General features: G+C 42.9%; 22 protein-coding genes and 1 tRNA gene. 15 read left to right on the top strand and 8 right to left on the bottom strand.

Annotated elements, in window-relative coordinates:
• Window positions 1-25 precede the first annotated feature (25 nt).
• The 8 genes from GSF13_RS21530 to GSF13_RS21495 all read left to right on the top strand — a co-directional run bounded on the left by GSF13_RS21530 (window position 26) and on the right by GSF13_RS21495 (window position 7,361).
• A complete protein-coding gene (locus GSF13_RS21530; protein ID WP_211867044.1) occupies window positions 26-1,459 on the top strand; it encodes an NAD-dependent succinate-semialdehyde dehydrogenase in 1,434 nt (477 codons plus the stop codon).
• A 110-nt stretch (window positions 1,460-1,569) separates the two neighbouring features.
• Entirely contained in the window at window positions 1,570-2,451 is an 882-nt protein-coding gene (locus tag GSF13_RS21525; RefSeq protein WP_211867042.1) for an NTP transferase domain-containing protein, read from the top strand.
• A gap of 46 nt (window positions 2,452-2,497) precedes the next feature.
• Window positions 2,498-3,571 carry an aminoglycoside phosphotransferase family protein gene (locus tag GSF13_RS21520; protein WP_211869058.1) on the top strand — a complete coding sequence of 358 codons (1,074 nt, stop codon included), beginning with the start codon at window positions 2,498-2,500 and terminating at the stop codon, window positions 3,569-3,571.
• Between the two features lie 141 nt (window positions 3,572-3,712).
• Entirely contained in the window at window positions 3,713-5,089 is a 1,377-nt protein-coding gene (locus GSF13_RS21515; RefSeq protein WP_211867040.1) for a Gfo/Idh/MocA family oxidoreductase, read from the top strand.
• An 80-nt stretch (window positions 5,090-5,169) separates the two neighbouring features.
• Window positions 5,170-5,670 carry a nuclear transport factor 2 family protein gene (locus tag GSF13_RS21510; RefSeq protein WP_227386846.1) on the top strand — a complete coding sequence of 167 codons (501 nt, stop codon included), beginning with the start codon at window positions 5,170-5,172 and terminating at the stop codon, window positions 5,668-5,670.
• 29 nt (window positions 5,671-5,699) lie between these two features.
• Window positions 5,700-5,966, top strand: coding sequence for a YkoF family thiamine/hydroxymethylpyrimidine-binding protein (locus GSF13_RS21505; RefSeq protein ID WP_174170626.1), 267 nt, complete (start codon window positions 5,700-5,702; stop codon window positions 5,964-5,966).
• Complete coding sequence (gene pnuC / locus GSF13_RS21500; RefSeq protein ID WP_039493061.1) at window positions 5,966-6,586, top strand: nicotinamide riboside transporter PnuC; 621 nt, start codon at window positions 5,966-5,968, stop codon at window positions 6,584-6,586. Before GSF13_RS21505 ends, pnuC begins: the two co-directional genes overlap by 1 nt.
• Window positions 6,549-7,361: a phosphotransferase gene (locus GSF13_RS21495; RefSeq protein ID WP_249122725.1), complete on the top strand. Its 813-nt coding sequence runs from the start codon at window positions 6,549-6,551 to the stop codon at window positions 7,359-7,361. Before pnuC ends, GSF13_RS21495 begins: the two co-directional genes overlap by 38 nt.
• A 66-nt stretch (window positions 7,362-7,427) precedes the next feature.
• On the opposite strand, the gene GSF13_RS21490 is transcribed toward GSF13_RS21495, so the two are convergent.
• On the bottom strand, window positions 7,428-7,610 hold the full coding sequence (locus GSF13_RS21490; protein ID WP_010607231.1) for a helix-turn-helix domain-containing protein: 183 nt from the start codon (window positions 7,608-7,610) through the stop codon (window positions 7,428-7,430).
• A 197-nt stretch (window positions 7,611-7,807) separates the two neighbouring features.
• Here GSF13_RS21490 and GSF13_RS21485 point away from each other — a divergent pair.
• A tRNA-Arg gene (locus GSF13_RS21485) sits at window positions 7,808-7,882 on the top strand.
• Between the two features lie 14 nt (window positions 7,883-7,896).
• Here GSF13_RS21485 and GSF13_RS21480 read toward each other — a convergent pair.
• The gene (locus GSF13_RS21480) at window positions 7,897-8,862 is read right to left on the bottom strand and encodes a zinc transporter ZntB (protein WP_010607232.1); all 966 of its coding nucleotides are present in this window, start codon (window positions 8,860-8,862) and stop codon (window positions 7,897-7,899) included.
• A gap of 277 nt (window positions 8,863-9,139) precedes the next feature.
• Between GSF13_RS21480 and GSF13_RS21475 the strand changes: the two genes are divergently transcribed.
• Genes GSF13_RS21475 through GSF13_RS21465 form a run of 3 tightly spaced genes read left to right on the top strand, consistent with a single transcriptional unit; the run spans window position 9,140 to window position 11,491 of the window.
• Complete coding sequence (locus GSF13_RS21475; RefSeq protein WP_088531788.1) at window positions 9,140-9,574, top strand: ATP-dependent zinc protease; 435 nt, start codon at window positions 9,140-9,142, stop codon at window positions 9,572-9,574.
• On the top strand, window positions 9,571-10,476 hold the full coding sequence (gene rimK, locus GSF13_RS21470; RefSeq protein ID WP_010378991.1) for a 30S ribosomal protein S6--L-glutamate ligase: 906 nt from the start codon (window positions 9,571-9,573) through the stop codon (window positions 10,474-10,476). Before GSF13_RS21475 ends, rimK begins: the two co-directional genes overlap by 4 nt.
• Window positions 10,463-11,491, top strand: coding sequence for a succinylglutamate desuccinylase/aspartoacylase family protein (locus tag GSF13_RS21465; RefSeq protein ID WP_010378992.1), 1,029 nt, complete (start codon window positions 10,463-10,465; stop codon window positions 11,489-11,491). The genes rimK and GSF13_RS21465 overlap by 14 nt, the downstream gene beginning before the upstream one ends.
• On the opposite strand, the gene GSF13_RS21460 is transcribed toward GSF13_RS21465, so the two are convergent.
• The 4 genes from GSF13_RS21460 to recQ form a co-directional block, all read right to left on the bottom strand.
• Window positions 11,481-12,044: a mechanosensitive ion channel domain-containing protein gene (locus GSF13_RS21460; RefSeq protein ID WP_211867038.1), complete on the bottom strand. Its 564-nt coding sequence runs from the start codon at window positions 12,042-12,044 to the stop codon at window positions 11,481-11,483. The two genes, GSF13_RS21465 and GSF13_RS21460, sit on opposite strands and share 11 nt — an antisense overlap.
• Before the next feature lie 58 nt (window positions 12,045-12,102).
• Window positions 12,103-13,770: a POTRA domain-containing protein gene (locus tag GSF13_RS21455; protein WP_130127004.1), complete on the bottom strand. Its 1,668-nt coding sequence runs from the start codon at window positions 13,768-13,770 to the stop codon at window positions 12,103-12,105.
• 151 nt (window positions 13,771-13,921) lie between these two features.
• Complete coding sequence (locus tag GSF13_RS21450) at window positions 13,922-14,209, bottom strand: DUF3630 family protein (protein WP_039493070.1); 288 nt, start codon at window positions 14,207-14,209, stop codon at window positions 13,922-13,924.
• Complete coding sequence (gene recQ / locus GSF13_RS21445) at window positions 14,209-16,023, bottom strand: DNA helicase RecQ (protein ID WP_029215907.1); 1,815 nt, start codon at window positions 16,021-16,023, stop codon at window positions 14,209-14,211. The genes GSF13_RS21450 and recQ overlap by 1 nt, the downstream gene beginning before the upstream one ends.
• Window positions 16,024-16,267: 244 nt before the next feature.
• Between recQ and rarD the strand changes: the two genes are divergently transcribed.
• On the top strand, window positions 16,268-17,107 hold the full coding sequence (rarD, locus tag GSF13_RS21440) for an EamA family transporter RarD (RefSeq protein ID WP_211200999.1): 840 nt from the start codon (window positions 16,268-16,270) through the stop codon (window positions 17,105-17,107).
• Here rarD and GSF13_RS21435 read toward each other — a convergent pair.
• Both GSF13_RS21435 and maoP read right to left on the bottom strand, forming a co-directional pair.
• Complete coding sequence (locus GSF13_RS21435) at window positions 17,096-18,331, bottom strand: response regulator (protein ID WP_029215908.1); 1,236 nt, start codon at window positions 18,329-18,331, stop codon at window positions 17,096-17,098. The two genes, rarD and GSF13_RS21435, sit on opposite strands and share 12 nt — an antisense overlap.
• A 229-nt stretch (window positions 18,332-18,560) precedes the next feature.
• Window positions 18,561-18,932: a DUF413 domain-containing protein gene (gene maoP, locus GSF13_RS21430; protein WP_010607241.1), complete on the bottom strand. Its 372-nt coding sequence runs from the start codon at window positions 18,930-18,932 to the stop codon at window positions 18,561-18,563.
• Window positions 18,933-19,019: 87 nt separating this feature from the next.
• Here maoP and GSF13_RS21425 point away from each other — a divergent pair, with 87 nt between their 5' ends.
• The gene (locus tag GSF13_RS21425; protein ID WP_010607242.1) at window positions 19,020-19,865 is read left to right on the top strand and encodes a LysR family transcriptional regulator; all 846 of its coding nucleotides are present in this window, start codon (window positions 19,020-19,022) and stop codon (window positions 19,863-19,865) included.
• Window positions 19,866-20,013: 148 nt separating this feature from the next.
• Complete coding sequence (locus GSF13_RS21420; RefSeq protein WP_010607243.1) at window positions 20,014-20,943, top strand: porin; 930 nt, start codon at window positions 20,014-20,016, stop codon at window positions 20,941-20,943.
• The last annotated feature ends 310 nt before the right edge of the window (window positions 20,944-21,253 follow it).

The following is a 21,253-nucleotide window of genomic DNA, read 5'->3' as shown; positions in this document are numbered from 1 at the left end:
TTTTTGCTTTTCTAGGAGGAACGCTATGTCACTCATCAGTAACCCCGAATTTTCACTTATCTATGGCCAAGCACATCATAGTAAAACGCATGTCGATGTGGTTAATCCTGCAACTGGAGAGCACCTTGCTCAGGTTTCGGAGGCGGATAATCAGGCTGCCGATAAAGCGCTGCAAGCAGCGGCTGAAACCTTCGAAAAACTCGCTAGCACGACAGCACATGCCCGTAGTCAAGTACTTAGAAAATGGTACGAATTGGTAATAGAGCATCGCCAGGCCTTGGCTGAAATCGTCACTAAGGAACAAGGCAAACCGCTTAAGGAGGCACTTGCCGAGGCGGATTATGCTGCAGGATTTATTGAATGGTATAGCGAAGAAGCCAAGCGCGCCTATGGTCAGCTTATTCCCAGTCATTCTCAATCACATGAGCTAACTACAATCAGGCAAGGGGTTGGTGTTGTACTTGGGATCACACCGTGGAATTTTCCACTGGCGATGATCACCAGAAAAGTAGCACCAGCTTATGCAGCAGGCTGTAGTTTTATTTTAAAGCCCTCTGAGAAAACTCCTCTTGCGGCCATCGCCCTTGCAAAGCTGGCTATTCAGGCTGGAATGGAAGTTGGCGCTTTTCAGGTGTTAGTGACTAACGACTCTAAAGGGTTAGTCGCACACCTTACTGAGTCACCACAAGTGCGAAAACTCACGTTTACGGGATCAACACAAGTGGGGAGTGCGTTGTTAAAGCAATGTGCCGACACAGTGAAAAGAACGTCAATGGAGCTTGGTGGTAATGCACCATTTATTGTTTTCGACAGCGCTGATGTTGAGCAAGCGGTAAGTGGTTTGATGGCAGCGAAGTTCAGAAATGCAGGACAAACTTGTGTGGCCGCAAATCGTGTGTTTGTCGCGAAAGGTATCTCGGCAGAGCTACTCAATACACTCACTCAGCAGGTTAGCACGCTCACCTTGGGAAATGGTCTAGAGCAGGGTATTGATATTGGTCCACTCATTTCACTTGAAGCCAAACAAAAAGCACAGCAGTTGTTAGAAGATGCGTTAGCTAAAGGTGCGAGCATCGCTTATCAAGGTGATAAACAAAGCGGCCAATTTATGGCACCGGTAGTTATCACGGGTGTAAATAGCACCATGCGGATCTTCCATGAAGAAATTTTTGCACCGATTGTCAGCATTATTGATTTTGAGAGTGAAGATGAAGTGGTAAGAATGGCAAACTCTGTGCCAGAAGGGCTTGCTGCTTATTTTTATTCGAATGATGGCAATCAAATAAGGCGAGTAAGTCATGCGCTTGAGTATGGCATGGTTGGGATTAATGAAGGGATCATATCCAATCCAGTAGCGCCTTTTGGTGGTGTGAAGTTTTCAGGTCTTGGTCGAGAAGGGGCACAGGAAGGATTGCTTGAATACCAAGAAATAAAGTACTTATGTCAAAAGTTTAGCTAGTTCACACTGGTGTAAGACTAATTGCGAGGACGTCTTTCCTCGCAATTGCTTTTATTCTGCGCAAAAGCTCAGTACACTTACCCGCTTATTTGAGTTTTGATATTTTTTCAATGATAGGAATCGAACAACCCCCTAAGCTGATCATTTTGGCAGGTGGATTAGGAAGCCGCTTTGGTGGTAATAAGCAGGTTGCTGAGCTGCCAAGTATCGATAAAAGCATTATGGAATTGAGCATAATTGACGCGCATCATGCTGGTGTGCAAGATGTTATTTTGATCATCAATGACAAAGTGCGAAGCCTAATCGAAAATGTGATATTGCCACGATTGCCGAAGGCGCTGAACATTACTTTAGTGCAGCAGCGGCTTAGCGATATTCCGAATGAATTTATCGACTGTTTGGCAGGGCGAGAAAAACCATGGGGCACAGGACATGCGCTGCTGTGTGCAAAACCATACGTTGATAAGCCTGCGATAGTTATTACGGCGGATGATTATTACGGGCCAGATGCATTTGAGCAGCTTGTTGAACATTTTCAGCATCATAGCAATATGGCGATGGTCGCATACCCAATTATAAATACCTTATCAGATCAAGGTGGAGTAAACCGTGGCGTTTGTCAGGTACAAGCGCAACAACTACACTCGGTTGAAGAGGCATTGGATATTCGCTTTGAAAACGGTGAGTTGTCAGGTGATATTGCAGGTAAGCGGTGTAAGATAGCAAGCTCTGCACTTGCTTCGATGACCTGCTGGGGTGTGACGCCGTCACTTTTTGATTCATTAGAAGCCGGGTTTAATGCGTTTTTAAGGAATTATGACAACGGTGTCAAAAAAGAGTATTATCTGCCAGATTGTATCCAACACAGTATCAATAAGGGCCTACAAACCGTGTCGGTCTACCAAGCTAAATCACATTGGTACGGTATAACTTATAAGAGCGAACTAGACATTGTCGCGAGAAAGATTTATGAAGCACGTCAGGGAAGATAATCATCTCCACACAACTACATCCGACTTAACTCCTTTTGAGGTGAATATGGAGTATCAAGCCGTTGCGCAACAACTTGCTGATGAATACGGTCTCATTAGTGAAGAAGCTAAAATGAAGCCGATCGGTAGTGGTCATATCAACACGACTATGCTGTTGCAGGACAACCACAAAACCATGGTAGTACAAAAGCTAAATACCACGGTATTTCCAAATCCTTTGCATCTTGTTGAAAATGCGCGAGCGATTGAGCAGCACTTAACAGCAAAAGCCTTAAATGGTGAATATAGTCTCGCTATCATAAAGCATCTAGCGACGAGTTCAGGCCAATATTTAGTCGATATTAATGATGAAGTTTGGCGTGCGCTTGCATTTATTGGCCGCAGTTATAGCGAAGACGTAGTGGCAAACGAACAACAAGCATTAACGGCAGCAAACGCCTTTGGGCAGTTTGCACATGCGCTAAATGATTTTGATGCGGCGCAGTTACATCATGTCATTCCAAATTTTCATAACTTGGCGATGCGTATTGATGCATTTAACCAAGTGCTAGCGAAAGACGAGCATGGTCGCGCGGAAAAGTGCAGTGATGTTATCGCCGCTTTTCAGCAGCAATTTGCACTTGCAGAAGAATTGCAGCAGGCACAAAAACAAGTACCACTTAGAGCTTGCCACAACGATACCAAAATCAACAACATGCTGTTTTCAACACAGAGTGATGCAGCGAGAGCCGTTATCGACTTAGATACGTGTATGCCGGGTAACTGGTTGTTTGATTTTGGCGATATGGTACGTACCTTCTGTTCACCAGAAGCTGAAGACTCAACGAACTTGAATAATGTGCAGGTAAGAGAAAATATCTTTGCTGCGTTGGCGCAAGGGTACATTGAACCGTTACAAGACAGTGTGACTGAAGCAGAGAAAGACAGTTTTATTCTTGGCGCAAAAGTGATGCCATTCATGATAGGTCTGAGATTTTTAACAGATCACTTAGATGGAGATAATTATTTTGCAACCCACAGAGCCAATCATAATCTTGACCGTGCGAAGAACCAGTTTGCGTTGTATTCCAGTGTGCTAGAAAAAGAGGATTGTCTGAATAATATTATCAGAGCAATTTAACGATTTAGTATATTTTAAGAAAAAGCGCTTCAAGCGCTTTTTTTGCGGCTTTATCGCAATGTTTTGAACCTAAGATTGGGATAGGTTAGCTTGATAGCGAGCAGTATTAGTGCTGTTAAGAAGTATCGTTTAGGAGTAAGAATGAAAAATATAAACCGCCGCGACTTTTTAAAAGCCGCAGGAGCGGCAGCGGCTGCGAGTGTAGTAGCTGGGTGCGCAAGCTCGAATCAAAATAATAGCATTGTACCTAAGCAACAAGGCCGCTCTGTCATTGGGCTCGTAGCACCAAAAATGGACGTGGTTCGGGTAGGTTTTGTTGGGGTTGGCCAACGTGGCTATGGTCATGTAAAGCGCATGAGTCACATCGATGGTGCACGTATTGTCGCGATTTGTGATACCCATGATGAAGTGCTTGAAAAATCGGCTGACTATCTTGTGCGCGAGCGAGGTTTGCCGAAACCTGCGCTGTATCGTGGTGGTGACTTAGCTTATCAAGAAATGCTAAATCGGGACGATATTGACATCGTTATCATTTCAACGCCTTGGAAATGGCACGCGCCGATGGCAATTGATACCATGAATAGTGGTAAGCACGCGTTTGTTGAAGTGCCTTTAGCGTTGACCGTGGAAGAAATGTGGCAGATAGTCGACACCGCAGAGCGCACGCAAAAGAACTGTATGATGATGGAAAATGTCAATTACGGTCGCGATGAGTTGATGGTACTGAATATGGTTCGCCAAGGTGTATTCGGTGAGTTATTGCATGGTGAAGCTGCATATATTCATGAGCTACGTTGGCAAATGAAGGAAATTGAGCACAAGACCGGCTCATGGCGTACACACTGGCATACTAAGCGAGATGGTAACCTATATCCAACTCATGGTTTAGGTCCAGTATCTCAGTACATGAATATTAACCGCGGTGACCGTTTTGATTACTTAACTTCTATGAGTTCTCCCGCCCTAGGTCGTGCAGCCTATGCAAAACGCGAATTTCCGGCAGATCATGAACGCAATCAACTACATTATATTGCGGGTGATATGAATACCACGATGATTAAGACCATCAAAGGACGCAGTATCATGGTACAACATGATACGACCACGCCTAGGCCTTATTCTCGTCACAATCTAATTCAAGGAACTAATGGGGTCTTTGCTGGTTTCCCTAATCGTATCGCGTTAGAGCAAGGTGGTACTAAGAGCTTCCATGAATGGGATTACGAAATGGATCCTTGGTATGAACAATACGACCATCCGCTTTGGACTAAAATGGGTGAAGAAGCGCAGCGCAATGGTGGTCATGGTGGTATGGACTTTTTAATGTTCTGGCGCATGATCTATTGCCTGCGTAATGGTGAGGCGCTAGATCAAGACGTATACGACGGTGCCGCTTGGTCGGTAATTTCTCCATTATCGGCTCAATCAGTCGCTAATCGCAGTGAATCATTGAGTATTCCAGACTTTACCCGTGGAGCGTGGAAAACCGCTAAGCCATTGGGTATAGTGACAGTATAAAAATACACATTTTATCATCGTCGAATTAAGCGCTACAGGCGCTTTTTTTATACTCGATTAATACGGCTTTTGGAGTGGCTATGATGCGCTATCGGTTCTTGCTATTCTTTATATTAATACTGAGTGGTTGTAGTAACTCGATTAATATCAGTAAGAAAAATACATTCATCAGCCATGCCGATGCTTACTTTAATACCTATGCTCAGCGGCAGAACTTTACCCAGTTTATCGAGTTCTATGCAGAAGATGCCGTGCTGGAAGATATGGTTTTTGGCCATAAGGCACAAGGTAAAGATCAAATTACGGCTTTTTTAAATTGGTCTGCTGGGAATTTTGCTGTGCTGGATGAACAACCCGTCTTAGTGGTAGAAGATAAGATAGTCGATACCACGGCTAGAACTGTGGTTGCTAGAGGCGTTTTTAATCGCTTTAATTATGCGTCACGCGAGTTAGGGCCTTGGCGATTTCTGATAGTGCTAAAGTTTGACGAAAAAGGTAAAATTATCTATCAGCAAGACTGGATTAACTATACCCCAAAATCGGATTTTACCGGTGGGGAAAATCTAAACCAGCAATATTAATAATCGGCTGCCATTTGTAAGGAGCGCCCATGCAAGTTTCTGTTGAAATAAGCAAGTACCCACTGCACCAAGACTATATCCCTTTTATTAAAGATTTTATTGATAGGCTGAATGAGCATGAAGGGATCAAGGTGATCACAAACACGATGTCAACTCAGGTCTTTGGTGAATTTGATTTAGTGACTTCAGTATTGAATCAAGAAATGAAACACTCATTTGAAGCTTACGGAAAATGTATTTTTGTTTGTAAGTTTATCTCAGGCGATTTATCTCCAGCTGATAGTGCCTGCGATTAATGGACTGGTTTACTGAAACCTTTGCAGGGTTCACAGCGATGTCGAGTTGGGAGTATATCGCTGTGGTGCTGGCTGTAGCTTATTTACTGCTGGCAATTCGAGAGAATATTTGGTGTTGGCCAGTGGCCTTTATTAATACCTTCATCTATACCGTGCTGTACTGGAACGGAGCACTAGTGATGGAATCACTGCTGCACTTTTACTATATGGTCATGGCCGTTGTTGGCTGGTGGATGTGGCGTCAGGGTGACAAAAACAAGCCCAGTGATATTGTTTCTTGGTCGTTATCAAAACATCTTTCAATCATTGTTATCACTTCAGTGGTTTCCGTTGTGCTCGGGTATTTCACCAAGCATTATATGGCAGCAGATCTCGCCTATTTAGATAGCTTTACCACGTGCTTTGCGGTGGTGACGACCTATTTAGTGGCTAAGAAAATTCTTGAAAACTGGTTATATTGGGTCGTGATTGATGCAGCCTCCATCTACCTTTATTACCTTAAAGGTTTCTATCCTACGCTGGTACTATTTATTTTCTACACCTTGATGGCGTGTTGGGGCTACAAGCGTTGGTACGAAGAATATGAAGCTAAGCAAGGAAAGACGCTTGCAGCACTCTGAGCTTGAAAAATTAAAAGTAAAGGTGGATACCGTATTCAAGGTTTCAGCTGAGCGATTAGAAAAGCTAACTAAGGGTGTGAGTAACAATAATTACCTGATGGTGAGTAAGGGCGAAAGCTACCTATTAAAATGCTATAGCCATGGTATTCCTACTGAGGCATTAAAGGCACAGAATGAGTTAGCACAGCAAGGCATTACTTCTAAAGTACTGCAGTACGACCTACGCACTCGTATGGCACTGTTCACCTTTATGCCAGAAGTGTGTGCTGAGCCAAAGTTAAATACTGCGTTGTTAGCACAAGTTATTCAGGTGCATAGCTTAGAGCTTGAAGTATACGAGGTGCTGGACTTAGTCGGTTATGTTCAGGCTATTGATGAGAAACTGCGTCACTTAGTTGACATCGAATGGCTTATCGAAAGCTTAGCTTCTTTACCCGTGGAGCAAGCGTTTTGCCATAATGACTTAGTCATGAGCAATATTATTCAAAGCCCAGAGGGGATTCGGTTAATCGACTTTGAGTATGCTTGTCATAGTGACATATTTTTTGATTTAGCAGCGCTGGTGTGTAGTTTTAGCTGTGGTGTTGAAGCAGCACTTACGGTGGTTGAGTCTTATTTTTCTCTAAAGCGGCAAGCCATGCCTTCATACGCTCAAGCTAAACTGACGGTATTTTGCCAAATTTATTTGATTGTTAGTATTCAATGGTACGAGCAGCGCGGCGTAATGATAGAAGCCGAAAAGCTTAGGCAGTTACTGAAGCAGTGGATATTGTAGCTACAAGCTGAGCCAGTAGTATGTGATATTCCTTGATCACATTACTGGCCATCACTATTGGGTAGTTTAAATCCCACCCAGTCGCTGTGCTAGCTCTTTGTATTTTTCAACATCGGCTTTGTCAAAGATAGGTTCGCCATTGGCATCTGTGTCTTTGGCGACTAGCAAGTTTTCTCGTGCGAGGCGTCTTACGCGCTCAACCTTTACGTCAAGAAACTCTGCAACTTGCTCTGTTGTCATCGGTGTCATATTTGGGATCCTCAATGATGTATCGCGATATTTCTGAACGGGCAGCAATATCAGTCTATTTTATTATTTTCAAAGCATAGTTGAATAACTGGTTTTTTGCCCAAAGTACAGCTTTTTTTAAAAAATAGGTTACTAATTAGTCATATAGCAAACATTGTCTGGCAATTGTCTGCACTTAGCATTATTATGTTGGCGACGCTCTCGTGGTGAAATGGATATCACGTAGCCCTCCGGAGGCTGAGTTCTAGGTTCGATCCCTAGCGAGAGCGCCAATGATTACTCCTACTTACAACCAGCCTTTGCGTTTAAAGTACACGCCAATACCGCCAGTTAGTACCACCAACATAATAACAAAAAAGGCAAATGCGCCACCCCATTCAGTGCCAGGAATACCGCCAATATTCACCCCTAACAAGCCTGTTAAAAATCCAAGTGGTAAGAATAACGCTGCAACGACGGACATCACGTACATTCTTTGGTTTAACTGTTCATTTTGATGGTTGGTGATCGCATTTTGGATCACTTGTGCACGTTCAATCGCAGCCTCTAATTCTTCGATATATCGACTTAAGGCATTGCTCGCCTCTTCAATCATGTGTCGATGATCTTCATCTAGCCAAGCAATCTTTGCCAATAGCAGTTCGCTAATAGCAAGCTTTTGTGGCTTAAGATAGCGTTTTAAACCAATGGTTTGCCTTCTTAATGTTGAAAGTTGCTGATAGTTTGGCAGCTGCTCACTGCTTTCCATCGCGTCTTCAAATTCATCAAGCTGTTCTTCTATTTGCCAGATGATGTCTTGCATTCGCACAGAAAGTCGCATCACCAATGTAGACAGTAACTCACCGATACTTTTTGCGCCTTGACCCTTTTTAAGCGATGCCAACATATCTTGGGCAGACATAATATGGCGCTTACGACAGGTGATAAGTAGTTTATCGTTTGCAAAACAGCGAATAGAAACCATGTCTTCAGGGCTTTGCTTGGGATTAAGGTTCACGCCACGCAAGAACACTAGCAAACCTTCATCGCCATTAGCCGTTCTCGGACGAGTTTCATCTGCGGTTAGCGCTTCTCTTTCCCAGTCATCCAAAAACGTTTGTTGCTTCAGCCATTCGGTCGTTTCGTCGAAGCTGTAGTCAAAATGGAGCCAAAGTGGCTCCTTGTGAATTACGGATTTTACTTCACTCAGATCGCAAAGTAGCCTACCGCCACCTTGACCGTCGAGCACAAACGCATGGAGTAATCCAGTCATAGCTAATTCCTATTAAAAAGTTCGTCCCAAGACTGACATAGATAATTTAATTTTCAAATTCATTTAAAAATCTTGGCGATGAAATAAATTGTTTGAATACTCTATTTTACTTTAGCTCAGTATAGGGCTTTACCTTGAAAAATGTGTAAGTGGTGTTACTGTAAGTTAAGGTGCTTGGCTTAACAGAGCGTTTTTATCTTTAGGATAAATTTATTTTGTTTTTCAAGTGACTTGAATCAGCGTATAAGTCCGAACTCATTTTGTACGAGAGCATAATATGATCACAGTTGGTTGGAGAGAGTGGCTTTCCTTACCCGATTTAGGTATCGAAAAAATCAAAGCGAAAGTAGATACTGGAGCAAGAACATCATGTCTGCACGCCTTTAAGGTTGAGCCTTTCAAAACAGAACAAGATGAACTTTGGGTAAGGTTTTGGATCCATCCCAAACAAGACAATACCGACTATGAAGTCTGTAGTGAAGCAAAAGTAGTAGATGAGCGCGTTGTTACCGATTCGGGCGGTCATAAAGAACTACGTTATGTAATAGAAACAAATTTAACTATCGGCAATCAGGCTTGGCCAATTGAAATCACGCTAAGCGATAGAGAAACAATGAAATTTAGAATGTTACTGGGTCGTACGGCGATGCGAGGCCGCATCCTTGTTGATCCAGAACAGTCATATTTAAGTAATAAAACGGATAAATCATGAAAATTGGCATTCTTTCAAGGAATCAATCTTTATATTCAACACGTCGTTTAATTGAGGCGGCAGAGCAGCGTGGGCATGAAGTTGAGGTTATTGACGCGCTACGTTGTTATATGAATATCAATAGTAGTGAGCCTGAAATTCACTTTAAGGGTCAGCAGTTGAGCGGCTTTGATGCGATTGTCCCGCGAATTGGTGCCTCTGTGACGTTTTATGGTTGTGCGGTACTCAGACAGTTTGAAATGATGGGGGTGTACCCATTGAATGAGTCTGTTGCAATCACTCGCTCAAGAGATAAGTTGCGTTCATTACAGCTACTGTCAAGAAAAGGCGTAGGCATGCCAATCACAGGCTTTGCCAGTAAGCCTGATGACGTTAAAGACTTACTGGAAATGGTTGGCGGCACACCGGTTGTGATCAAGTTACTAGAAGGCACACAAGGTATTGGTGTGGTGTTAGCTGAGACTCGTAAAGCGGCGGAAAGCGTTATCGAAGCATTTATGGGCTTAAAAGCCAATATTATGGTGCAAGAGTATATTAAAGAAGCTGGTGGTGCGGACATTCGCTGTTTCGTTATCGGCGACCGTGTCATTGCCGCGATGAAGCGTCAAGCGCAAGAGGGCGAATTCCGTTCAAATCTGCATCGTGGTGGTTCTGCGACATTGGTAAAAATCACTCCGGAAGAGCGCCGCACTGCAATTGCTGCAGCAAAAGCCATGGGCCTAAATGTTGCCGGTGTAGATTTATTGCGTTCAGAGCGAGGTCCTTTGGTGATGGAAGTGAACTCATCTCCGGGCCTTGAGGGCATTGAAAAGGCAACAGGTAAAGACATTGCTAGCTTGATCATCTCCTTTATCGAGAAGAATGCAGCGGCGAAAAGGACTGCTACACGTGGCAAAGGTTAAAATCAACCAACCCTTTACATTATTAGATACACGAGTGGGTGTTGCTGAAAGGCAGACTGTCCAGTTGGAAGTGGCCAAGCTCTACACTCACACACCAATGACCATTCCGATTGAAGTCGTTAATGGCGCAGAGGCCGGACCGGTACTTTTGGTCTGTGCCGCAATTCATGGTGATGAATTGAATGGCGTAGAGGTTGTGCGTCAGCTATTAAGTAAAGTCGATGCGGCAACGCTACGTGGTACCTTGATAGCGGTGCCTATCGTAAATATCTTTGGCTTTATTCATAAGTCTCGCTATTTACCTGATAGACGAGACCTAAACCGCTGTTTTCCAGGTTCTGAGCAAGGCTCGTTAGGGGCTCGAATGGCATCTATGTTTTTCGATTTGGTGGTAAAAAAGTGCACCCATATTATCGATTTACATACTGGCGCGATTCATCGCTCTAATTTACCGCAGATCCGTGGTGACTTGTCCTGCGAAATGACCAAAGAAATGGCCATGGCGTTTGGTACGCCGGTTGCGATAGATGCGCGACTGCGTAACGGTTCGTTGCGAAGTGAAGCGGCGGGATTGGACATTCCTGTTATCACTTATGAAGCGGGAGAAGCGTTGCGGTTTGACTCATTGGCCATTGCAGCTGGATTGCAAGGGGTTGAAAATGTCATGCGTAAACTCAGAATGCTGCGTGGGCGTCGTAGGAAACAACGTCATGATGCGGTTATCGCGGCAGCGACAAGTTGGGTGCGTGCAGACGTTGATGGTATTGTTCGAGCACAAGTTAACTTGGGGGAACGCGTATCAAAAGGTCAAATCTTGGCTTATATAGACAGTCCATTAGGTCAAAGCGAAGAAGCGATTATCGCACCTCGTAGTGGGATAGTGATTGGCCAACAAATGCTACCTTTGGTGAATGAAGGAGACGCAGTTTTTCATTTGGCTTACTTTGCACATGCAAATAGCATTGTTGAACAACAGCTAGAAACTTTTATTGACGATATAGGCCCTATTTCTTAGGGCCTAATGTTCTTCTTGGTGTTGGAACCTGTTTAGGTTTAGTCGGTTCTTGACTAAGCACCATAACGGGTCGAGTAACAAACAAGTTATTAGGATATACGACCTTATGGCCGTCAACATGGCGCAGCACTACACTCATCAACCCCATCTCTACAATACAGCCTTCAACAAAGTTTGCACCGTCAACAATTCTTACCCAATTCCCAACGCGATAATCGTTTTGAATAAACATAAGTAAAAATGAAGTCAGATTGGAAAGTAATGACCAACCGGCAAACATGGCAACACCAAGCATCGCAAATAACGATGAACCAAGCACCAGTAAACCACGAAGTTCTATGCCCCAGAATACAAGCATAAAGCAGACGAATACAAAGGCAACAAGTACACGAACGAGTAAGTCGGCACGTTGTTTACGATGAGAGTCTATTTTTCCGCGTGTTACTTTTTCTAAGAGTTTGCAACATGCCTTCATTAATAGTGGGAAGGATAATAGCGCCACCAAAGTTACAATTAGCTTGTATTGACTGAGTGCGAAATCTAACAAATGCAAAATCGTATCCTAAGAAATTTTTTCTGCTTTATATCATGTTTATTGTTGTGCGACACCGTTAAAAGCGATTTTTTACCGTTAATAGCCACTGTACGCTATCGACGTTATCCGGGCCATTAATTGGTGCGGCTAAATCAATATGAACCATGATATCTGAATTGGCTCGGCTAGGTGCTAAACGCAAGCCAATACCGACATTTTTTAGGACTGATTCATCTGCTTCAATCGGCAGGTGAGAGTGGTACGCGCGCCCTACATCAAAAAAAGCTGCACCACCAATTTTGAATAAGCGCAGTAAGTCATATTCCCAGTAATAGCGTTTTTCGATATTGAGTAGCATACTGCGACTACCTTGCTGATATTTTATTGGGTATCCGCGAAGCCCGGTTTCGCCCCCTAACGTAATTTGATTATCAAAGGTCAGGTTATTCCCATAGGTATAGCTTGCGTTGATAAACCAAGACTCATACAAGCTGGTATTTAAATAGTATTGAAAGGTCGTTTTCGCTATTAGGTTTTCGGTTTTATCTGTGTCTTTGTTCCAGTTGCCACTGACATCAAAATAAAAACGCCACAAGCTGTGATCTGAGGTGTAGTGTGCCGTATTGGCAGAAAATGAATAGACAAGACGTTCAGTATCGTCACTCCAAGATTCGGCTGAATAGCCAAATAGAGCATTAATATTCCAACCTAAATTAAGATCCTCTGTACGATAAATCGAGTCGAAGTTGCGTACTTTTACATAGGAATCTTCAAACCACTGAGCTTGAACATAAGGGTAGGTGAGCGTTCTATCTTGTGCAATGGGTAAAGTGGTATCTGCTATCTCACGGAAGGTATGTTGCTCATGTCTAACGCCTGCGATGAGACGGCGAGTCCAACTGCCCGATAGCGCTTTTGAGTGTCCGAAGTAGACTTGCGTGACATCCGTGGATTGACTGAACTCTGAGATTGTTTCACCTTCAGAATATATGGGTTCTTCGCGTTTGTCGGAATAACTCGTAAAACCATAACTATATGGAGTATCGGTTGCAAAAAATGGATAGCTCACATCGATATAGTGGCGCTCACCATCGTCATTATCTGAATATTCTACGCGACCACGATATCTTGAGTTTAAAATATTAGGGTCATCATAGACAAACTGATAACCAGAGCGGTCGACCTCTTGTATGTGGGTAAAAGAAAGGCGCTTTCCCCAGCCAAATAAATTACTTTCTCTAAACCCAATTCGAGAAGTGTTTTCCCCACCACTACGACTAAAACTTAAATCGGGCAATAGTGTCCAAAGATCCCGCGTTACAACCGTAACTAAAATATCACCATCACAGTTTTCTACGGCATAGATACGTGCATCATATAGGTATGACTGATTGCGAAGGAGTCGTTCGGATTCACTGAGTTTTCTTGGGTTGTAAGCATCCCCTTCCTGAAATAGGAGCACGCTTTTTAATACTTCGGGCTTGGTTTGAATATGATAACGGTTGGCAAATCGGAATAGGGCATTGTCTTCTTCAGGTTTATCGGTATCGAAAACATTAAGTTGTTTTAGAGTGATAGCGACGACCTTTTTACCCTCTGCGGGCTCAGGATAGGCTTGTTTGCTGTCTAGCTGGCGTGAAAGGTTTTGGTCGCTTTGTGCTTCAACTCGGTTATTACCACAGCTATTAGCAAAATCAACAGCAGGCACTTTTTCAGCTTGCGCAGCTGCATTTAGGCTACACATTAGCACAATACTATTACACGAAATCCTCTTTACATTCATCACAGAGCCTTTAAGTCTAATATTCCTTTAGTATGGATTATATTGTTGCAGCTTGCTTTAGTTCTGCAACAAAAGTAATAATATTTATAGACTTAAAGAGCTTTATGTGGACTTAACGAGAAAGTTGTTGGCGTAGGAAAGGTAGGAGTTCTAAGGCATCAACGCCATCAGGAGCTATCCACACACTCTCACTGTAATGTTCAAAATTTAAATTAAAATTACAGCTTTTATATGAAAAACGCCACTGATGTCTATCCGCTCCAGCAGAGAATTCAATTAATTGAATCTCATCTTGATGTAAGAATATTTGCCCCCAAAGTTCAAATTCATCGTCTTGAGGTGTAATTTCACAGCTGACGATAATCACCTCGTGTGAATTATCCAAAGTGAGTGTAGTCATTATTCTCTTTCCAAATAATTGCGAATGAGCTGCATGAAAGGGGCACCGTACTTGCTGAGCTTAGTAAAACCGACACCAGATACTTGCAAAAACTCACTATCAGTTGTTGGCGTTCTTTGTGCCATTTCAGCCAACGTTCGGTCGTTAAATACAACATACGGTGGTACATCATCTTCATCTGCGAGCTGCTTTCTGAGTGCACGAAGCTTAGCAAATAGTTTCTTATCGTAATTAAACTGAGCCAGTTTATCTTGATAGACATGCTTTGCTACAAGTCTTGGTTCTGCGAGTTGTAGCACATATTCGCCGCGAAGTACGGCGCGGGCGGCTTCTGTTAATCTAAGCGTTGCGCCTTGAGTAATATCTTGACTCAATAAACCATGATGGATCAATTGACGTAAGATACTCAGCCAAAATTCATTGCTGTGCTCTTTCCCGATCCCATAGGTTGAGAGGGTATGGTGATTTTGTTCTCTGATCCTTGCGGTATTTGCCCCACGCAAAATATCCACAATGTAACTAATGCCAAAGCGTTGTTCTGCGCGGTATACGCACGATAACGCTTGTTGGGCAACTAATGTACCATCAAATTGTTTCGGTGGGTTAAGGCAAATATCACAGTTTCCGCATGCTTCACGTTGATATTCGCTGAAGTAATTGAGCAAAATTTGACGACGACAGGTTTGCGCTTCAGCGAAGCTCGACATCGCCTGAAACCGTTGTTCTTCAACCTTACGACGTTGCTCGTCTGGAATATCTTCAAAAAAGCGCCTAACGCGGGGAATATCCGCAGGATCAAAGTACATAACGGCTTCAGCTGCTAAGCTATCTCGCCCTGCACGGCCGGTTTCTTGATAATACGCTTCTACACTTTTAGGAATATCATAGTGAACCACAAATCGCACGTTGGGTTTATTGATCCCCATCCCAAAAGCAACGGTTGCAACTACGATTTGAATGTCATCTCGGGCGAAGCGGTTTTGTACAAACTGGCGCTGATCATTATCTAGACCTGCGTGATAACCTGCAGCATTGAACCCAGCATCAATCAGCTTTTCGGCAATATCATCAACACGTTTACGGCTACCACAGTAGATTATGCCACTTTGCCCCTTTTGCTCTTTTAAATAGCGGATCAACTGCGACAGGGGTTTGAACTTTTCTTCGATGGTGTAACGAATATTGGGTCTGTCAAAGCTACCGGTATAGATAAATGGTGCTTGCATACCTAATTGCTGGACAATATCTTTTCGTGTCGCTAAATCGGCCGTTGCGGTTAATGCCATCATCGGAACGGACGGAAAATGTTGACGTAATTCTTTTAAACGAAAATAGTGCGGTCTAAAGTCATGTCCCCAATGAGATACACAATGGGCTTCATCAATGGCAAACAAACTGATGTTACAGTTGGATATGCGTTCAATAAAGTCTCGTTGTAAGGCCTTTTCTGGTGCAACGTACAGCAGCTTTAAACGGCCTTGGAAAAGCGCGTCATAGGTATCTCTTTGCTGCTCCCAAGCGACGCTGTTGTTGATATATTCAGCGGCTATGCCTTGTGCTTTTAACTGCGCGACCTGATCTTGCATTAATGAGATAAGTGGCGATATAACAATTGTCACGCCTGCAAATAATACTGCTGGGACTTGGTAACAGAGTGATTTACCGCCGCCGGTAGGCAGTAGTACAAGCGTATCCTGACCAGCTAAGCTAGACTGAATAATATCAAGCTGACCATCTCTAAACGTACTGTAGCCAAACACATCTTTCAGTACTGAATGAGGGTCGTTAATTGGGGTGCTTACGAGGGTATCCATCGGTGTCATTTTAGAGCTTTTTTTGAACCTTGTCTTTGCTTTTTATCTAATCTTAAGAGACTTGAATAAGTTTTGAGCACTTGTAGGCTTTAAACTTTGTGATTGTGAATTCATCGAACTTTCATCGCCGTGATTAGTAAAAATGAGTATAATGATTGACCTCTTAGTTGATCCCTCCAAAGGTTAAACGCCCGTGATTGAAGAACAAAAGAAAGGCCACTTACTCGCTGTACTCGCCTTTTTTATGTGGGGACTTGCACCCATCTATTTTAAGCAACTCGTCCATGTTGACGCGATTGAGATACTCATTCATCGCGTTGTGTGGTCTGTCTTTTTTATTGCACTAATTGTGCTGGCAAAGCAGCAATGGCCCAAAATTAAGGCCATATTGGCTAATCCTAAATTGCTGGCGATGTTGACACTCACTGCGTTGCTGTTGGGTTTTAACTGGGGTTTATTTATTTGGTCTGTGAATAACGGCTTTATGCTAGATGCGAGTTTGGGTTATTACATCAATCCATTACTTAACGTGCTATTGGGAATGTTATTCTTGTCGGAAAGGTTGAGAACGGCGCAAAAGTTTGCTGTGTTATTAGCGATAGTGGGTGTGGTATTACAGTTAATCAGTTTTGGCTCATTCCCAGTCATTGCGTTTTCACTGGCAGGATCGTTTGCAATATATGGATTGTTGCGTAAGACCTTAGCGGTTGAGTCACTTCCTGGATTGCTGGTGGAAGCCCTTATTCTCACCCCAATTGCACTGGCTTATTGGTGGTGGGTTGAGCCCAGTGCCACAAGCAACCTTTGGAATAATGATTGGTACACCAACACGCTTTTGATAAGTGCGGGTGTGGTGACAACTTTGCCTTTGTTATGCTTTACCGCAGCAGCAAAACGGATACCCTACACGACACTTGGCTTTTTTCAATATATCGGGCCGAGCTTAATGTTCATATTGGCGGTACTCTTTTATGGGGAAGCCTTTGATGCAGAACGAGCAATAACGTTTGCCTTTATTTGGGGAGCGCTGGTGATGTTTAGCTTTGATTCTTATCGAGATAAAAGAAAGCGCTTAGTGAACTAAGCGGTTTCTTCCCGAAGCTTTCGCCTGATATAAACGCTCATCGGCTTGTTTTATCAGGCTTTCTATGTCCGTAGTCACCTGAGCGGCAAGTCCCATTGAAACAGTAAACGAGATCTGCTGTTCAGTCAGTTCGTTACTACTTTGCTCTAAATATTCCCTGAAGCACTCCAGTCTTTCTTTGCAATGTTCAGCCACCGTATCTTTAAAATATATCGCAAACTCTTCGCCGCCTAATCGAGCGACTAAATCATTGGGAAAGTATTGAGCAAACGCTTGGCCAATTGATTCAAGCACTGCATCGCCGCCTTCATGACCATATTTGTCATTTACTTGCTTAAAATGATCGATATCTATCATAGCGATCAGCCCGTAGAGCTCCTTTTTATGTCTTGCTTTTAGGCTTTTCTTTACGGTATCGAAAAAGTAGCGTCGATTTGGCAAGCTGGTTAAATAGTCTGTATTTGCTTGTCGGCGTATCGTTTGAATATGTTCTAGCATATCGACGTTCTGGCTCAGACGGCAGTAAAACTCTTCAGCGTTAAAGGGTTTTCTGAGGTAGTCATTAGCACCATTTTTCAAAAATCGTGTAGATAAATTTTCGGTTTCAACTCCAGATATACCAATTATCGCTTTATCATCATCAGTGTAGAGTCGCCTAATTTCGATACATAGCTCTTCGCCTCGCATATTTGGCATTTCATTGTCGGTAATGATCACTGAAATATCCGGGTTGTCTTTTAATACCGCGAGCGCTTCTATGCCATCACAGGCTTCTAGTACCTGATATTTATGGCGAGTGAGGAGTGCTGAGACATAGTGTCTCGACGAAATAGAGTCGTCCACAACCAGTACTCTGACATTTTCATTTCTTGGCAGGCGTTCTAATTGGCGACGTAAATAATGATAGGCTTGTTTATTTTCCTTGGTGATATAGTCGATGATGGGGTATTGCTCAACGATTGAGCGAGTCTGACTTTCAAGGTTACCAGTCATCACTATGGTAGGAATATCAGCTTTAACCGTGCAGGGAATAGCTTCTCCAAGCGGCGCATCTGGTAACACAAAGTCTACCACGGCACAAAAATAATCGTGCTGTGATAACAATGCTTTGGCTTCGGCCAAAGACTCTGCAATATCTACATGGTATCCCACAGTGGTCGCAATATGCTTTTGCACCTTCGCAATTGTGGGGGTGTCTTCAATGATTAAGATTTTCCGTAACACAACCTTCGCCAACCATTTCCTGTTTTACTAATTCTTAACCTAACTGCGCTTAATTGCAATGCTTGTGCTAATAAACAGGTAATGACTAAGAACAAAATACGAGACAGATAGAGGCTGATGAGGTAATCGAGATTGAAATGGGATTGATAATAGAAGTGCTTAGACACCAACGACAGAAATAAAGCCACTCTGTTGGCGTCTAAGCTTGATAGGATTTAGACGATTTTGCTTATAGCTCGTCGTCAATATCTACCGGGATCACCACGCTACCGTCGTTTTGAACTTTAGAGCGTCCAAATAGCGTGTGAAACTTTGTCTTACACGTAGTATGCTTCAAATATTTGGTCCAAGCTTTTTCTACAGCGTTAGTTGGGGGGATTAACCCTTCCATCACCTGAACAAACTGAGATTGGAAACTGTTTTGAGGTTCTTCCGCTTTGCTGTATAAGCTTCTTAATGTGGCACCACAGCGTTCAAGAATTTCGGCTTCTTGTAGCGTGAAGTGACCACTGCGTCCGAATCCTCTAGGGAAGTTGGCGTCATCATAAAAGGCTCTGGGGCTTGCAAATGCATTTTTCAAAGTCGCTAAATTATGATCCATAACTGAGTCCTCTAAGATTATCTGGCTGGAGTATGGACCAAGTTTTATAATTTTTTAAACGAGTAATTTTTATCGTCAGGAAGAAAAATGGACATAGATCTATTAAAAACTTTTGTCGAAGTTGTCAAAACCCGTCACTTCGGTCGAGCGGCAGAAAATTTATACATCACTCAGTCAGCTGTAAGTTTTAGGATCCGCCAGCTTGAGCAAAGTTTAGGGGTGAATCTTTTTATTCGCCAGCGTAACAATATTCAGTTAACTGCGCCAGGTGAAAGGTTGTTACCACACGCTAAAATGATCTTAACTGGGATGCAGCGCGCCAAAGTAGATGTTGCATTGGCAAACAATATGCACAAGCAATTGTCATTGAGCGGCACGGCTAATATTTGGGACGCATTTTTACAATTCGGGATTAACCATATTGTATCCGCTATGCCCGGAGTATCGCTTGTTGCTGAAGTGAAAGCACAGCAAGAAAGCACGCGACTATTATTAGAGAGAACATTGGATCTCGCTGTTCTGTTCGATCCGCCAAAAGTGGATGAACTGGTTGTTAAGCCGATCAGCGATCTTGCTATTATTCCTGTAAGCACTTTTGATAACGCAACAAAGGAAGACTTTTTTGACAACCAGTATGTTTATGTTGATTGGGGAACTGCTTTTTCTCTATGGCATGCAAAACAGTTCACTGGCGCAACCCCTCCTTATTTTAGAACCAGCACCGGCAGAATAGCGCTTGATCTTATTCTTCAGTGTGGTGGCTCTGCATTTGTGCCAGAAGCGTTAGCGTTAGAGTCCATTGAGGCTGGAAGGTTGACTCAAGTTGATGAAGTAGAAAGTAACTCAAGAGAGATATTTGTGGCATACCACAAAGACAACGACCAATTAGAGCAAATAGAAACCATCGTAAATTTACTGGGGGCGGTGAAGTAATTCTTATAATGAATCTTTTGTGACGTATTTCTTAAGGTTGGGTGTCATTTTATTTTCAGAAATATTTTATGTGTAATATTTTTGTCATTTACCAGTGTCAAACTGCGCGTGTTTTGAAAATACGTGTTGCGATATTGAGGAAATACACATGAAACTAACTAAGACTGCTTTAGCGCTATCATTACTAAGTGCATTCACTTTTCAAGCAAACGCTGAAGTTGATGTTTATGGTAAAGCGAATGTATCGGTACAATCTTCTGACGATGGTGCTGGCTCGGTTACTGAAATTAAAAGTAACGCCTCTCGCTTTGGTTTCAAAGGTTCTGAGAAATTAGACTCTGGTTTAGAAGTTATTTATAAGCTTGAGTTCCAAGTAGATGTCTCTGACGCTGATTCAAAAGGTGATAAAGACAATATTACTGCACGTAATCAGTATGTGGGTTTAAAAGGTAACTTCGGTGAAGTTGTTATCGGCCGTAATGACACTGCATTAAAACAGTCTCAAGGTAAGTTAGACCAGTTCAACGACCTTGAGGGTGACATTAAGGTACTCTTTAAAGGCGAAAACCGTTTAGGTGATTCAATTTCCTACAAGTCGCCAAGCTTTAATGGCTTTAGAGTACTAGGAAGCTTTATTGCTGAAGACAGCGAAGAAGGTGAAAACGGTTTCTCTACTGCGCTAACATACGGCGATGCTGGATTGAAAGAGTCAGCTGTCTATGCAGCGATTGCGGCAGATAGCGAAGTAAATGGCTATGACACGGTTCGTTTCACTGTTCAAGGTAAAGTAGCTGACTTCAAACTTGGTGCAATGTACCAGACACAAGAAAAGGTGGATGGAAGTGCAGAGGCCGATGGGTACTTACTAAATGCAGCGTACAAATTGGGCAATGCAACCTTGAAAGCACAGTATCAAGTTATTGACTTCGATGCCGGTGACAAAGTAGATGGTGTTTCTGTCGGTGTTGATTACAAGCTTGCTAAAAACGCGAAGGTTTATGGTTTCTACTCAACATTTGATGCAGACAACCAAGTAGAAAAGGATTATCTAGGCTTAGGTATCGAGTATAAGTTTTAATTTATAGACTCTATCCAAGCTTAAATGTAGTAAAACACCCGCCTAATGCGGGTGTTTTTGTTTGTTTTATATCCGGATTGTTTTCTTTTTGCTCGAACAAACGTTTTTTCGCAATTTTCTTTAAAAAAGGGTTGCACTAAAATCGGATCGCCCTATAATGCGACCCCACTGACACGGGGCGCTACGCTGAAAAGCAAAGCAGCAACGAGTTAGCGTCAAGTAAAACTTAAGTTCAAAACTTCTTCTAAAGAAATTCAAAATTAAGTGTTGACAAAAAATTGGGAATGCTTAGAATGCACATCCCTCGAAA

Origin of the sequence: Pseudoalteromonas sp. M8 (assembly GCF_018141365.1) — a bacterium.
GTDB lineage: Bacteria > Pseudomonadota > Gammaproteobacteria > Enterobacterales > Alteromonadaceae > Pseudoalteromonas.
This window is presented reverse-complemented; position numbering and strand designations above follow the sequence as displayed.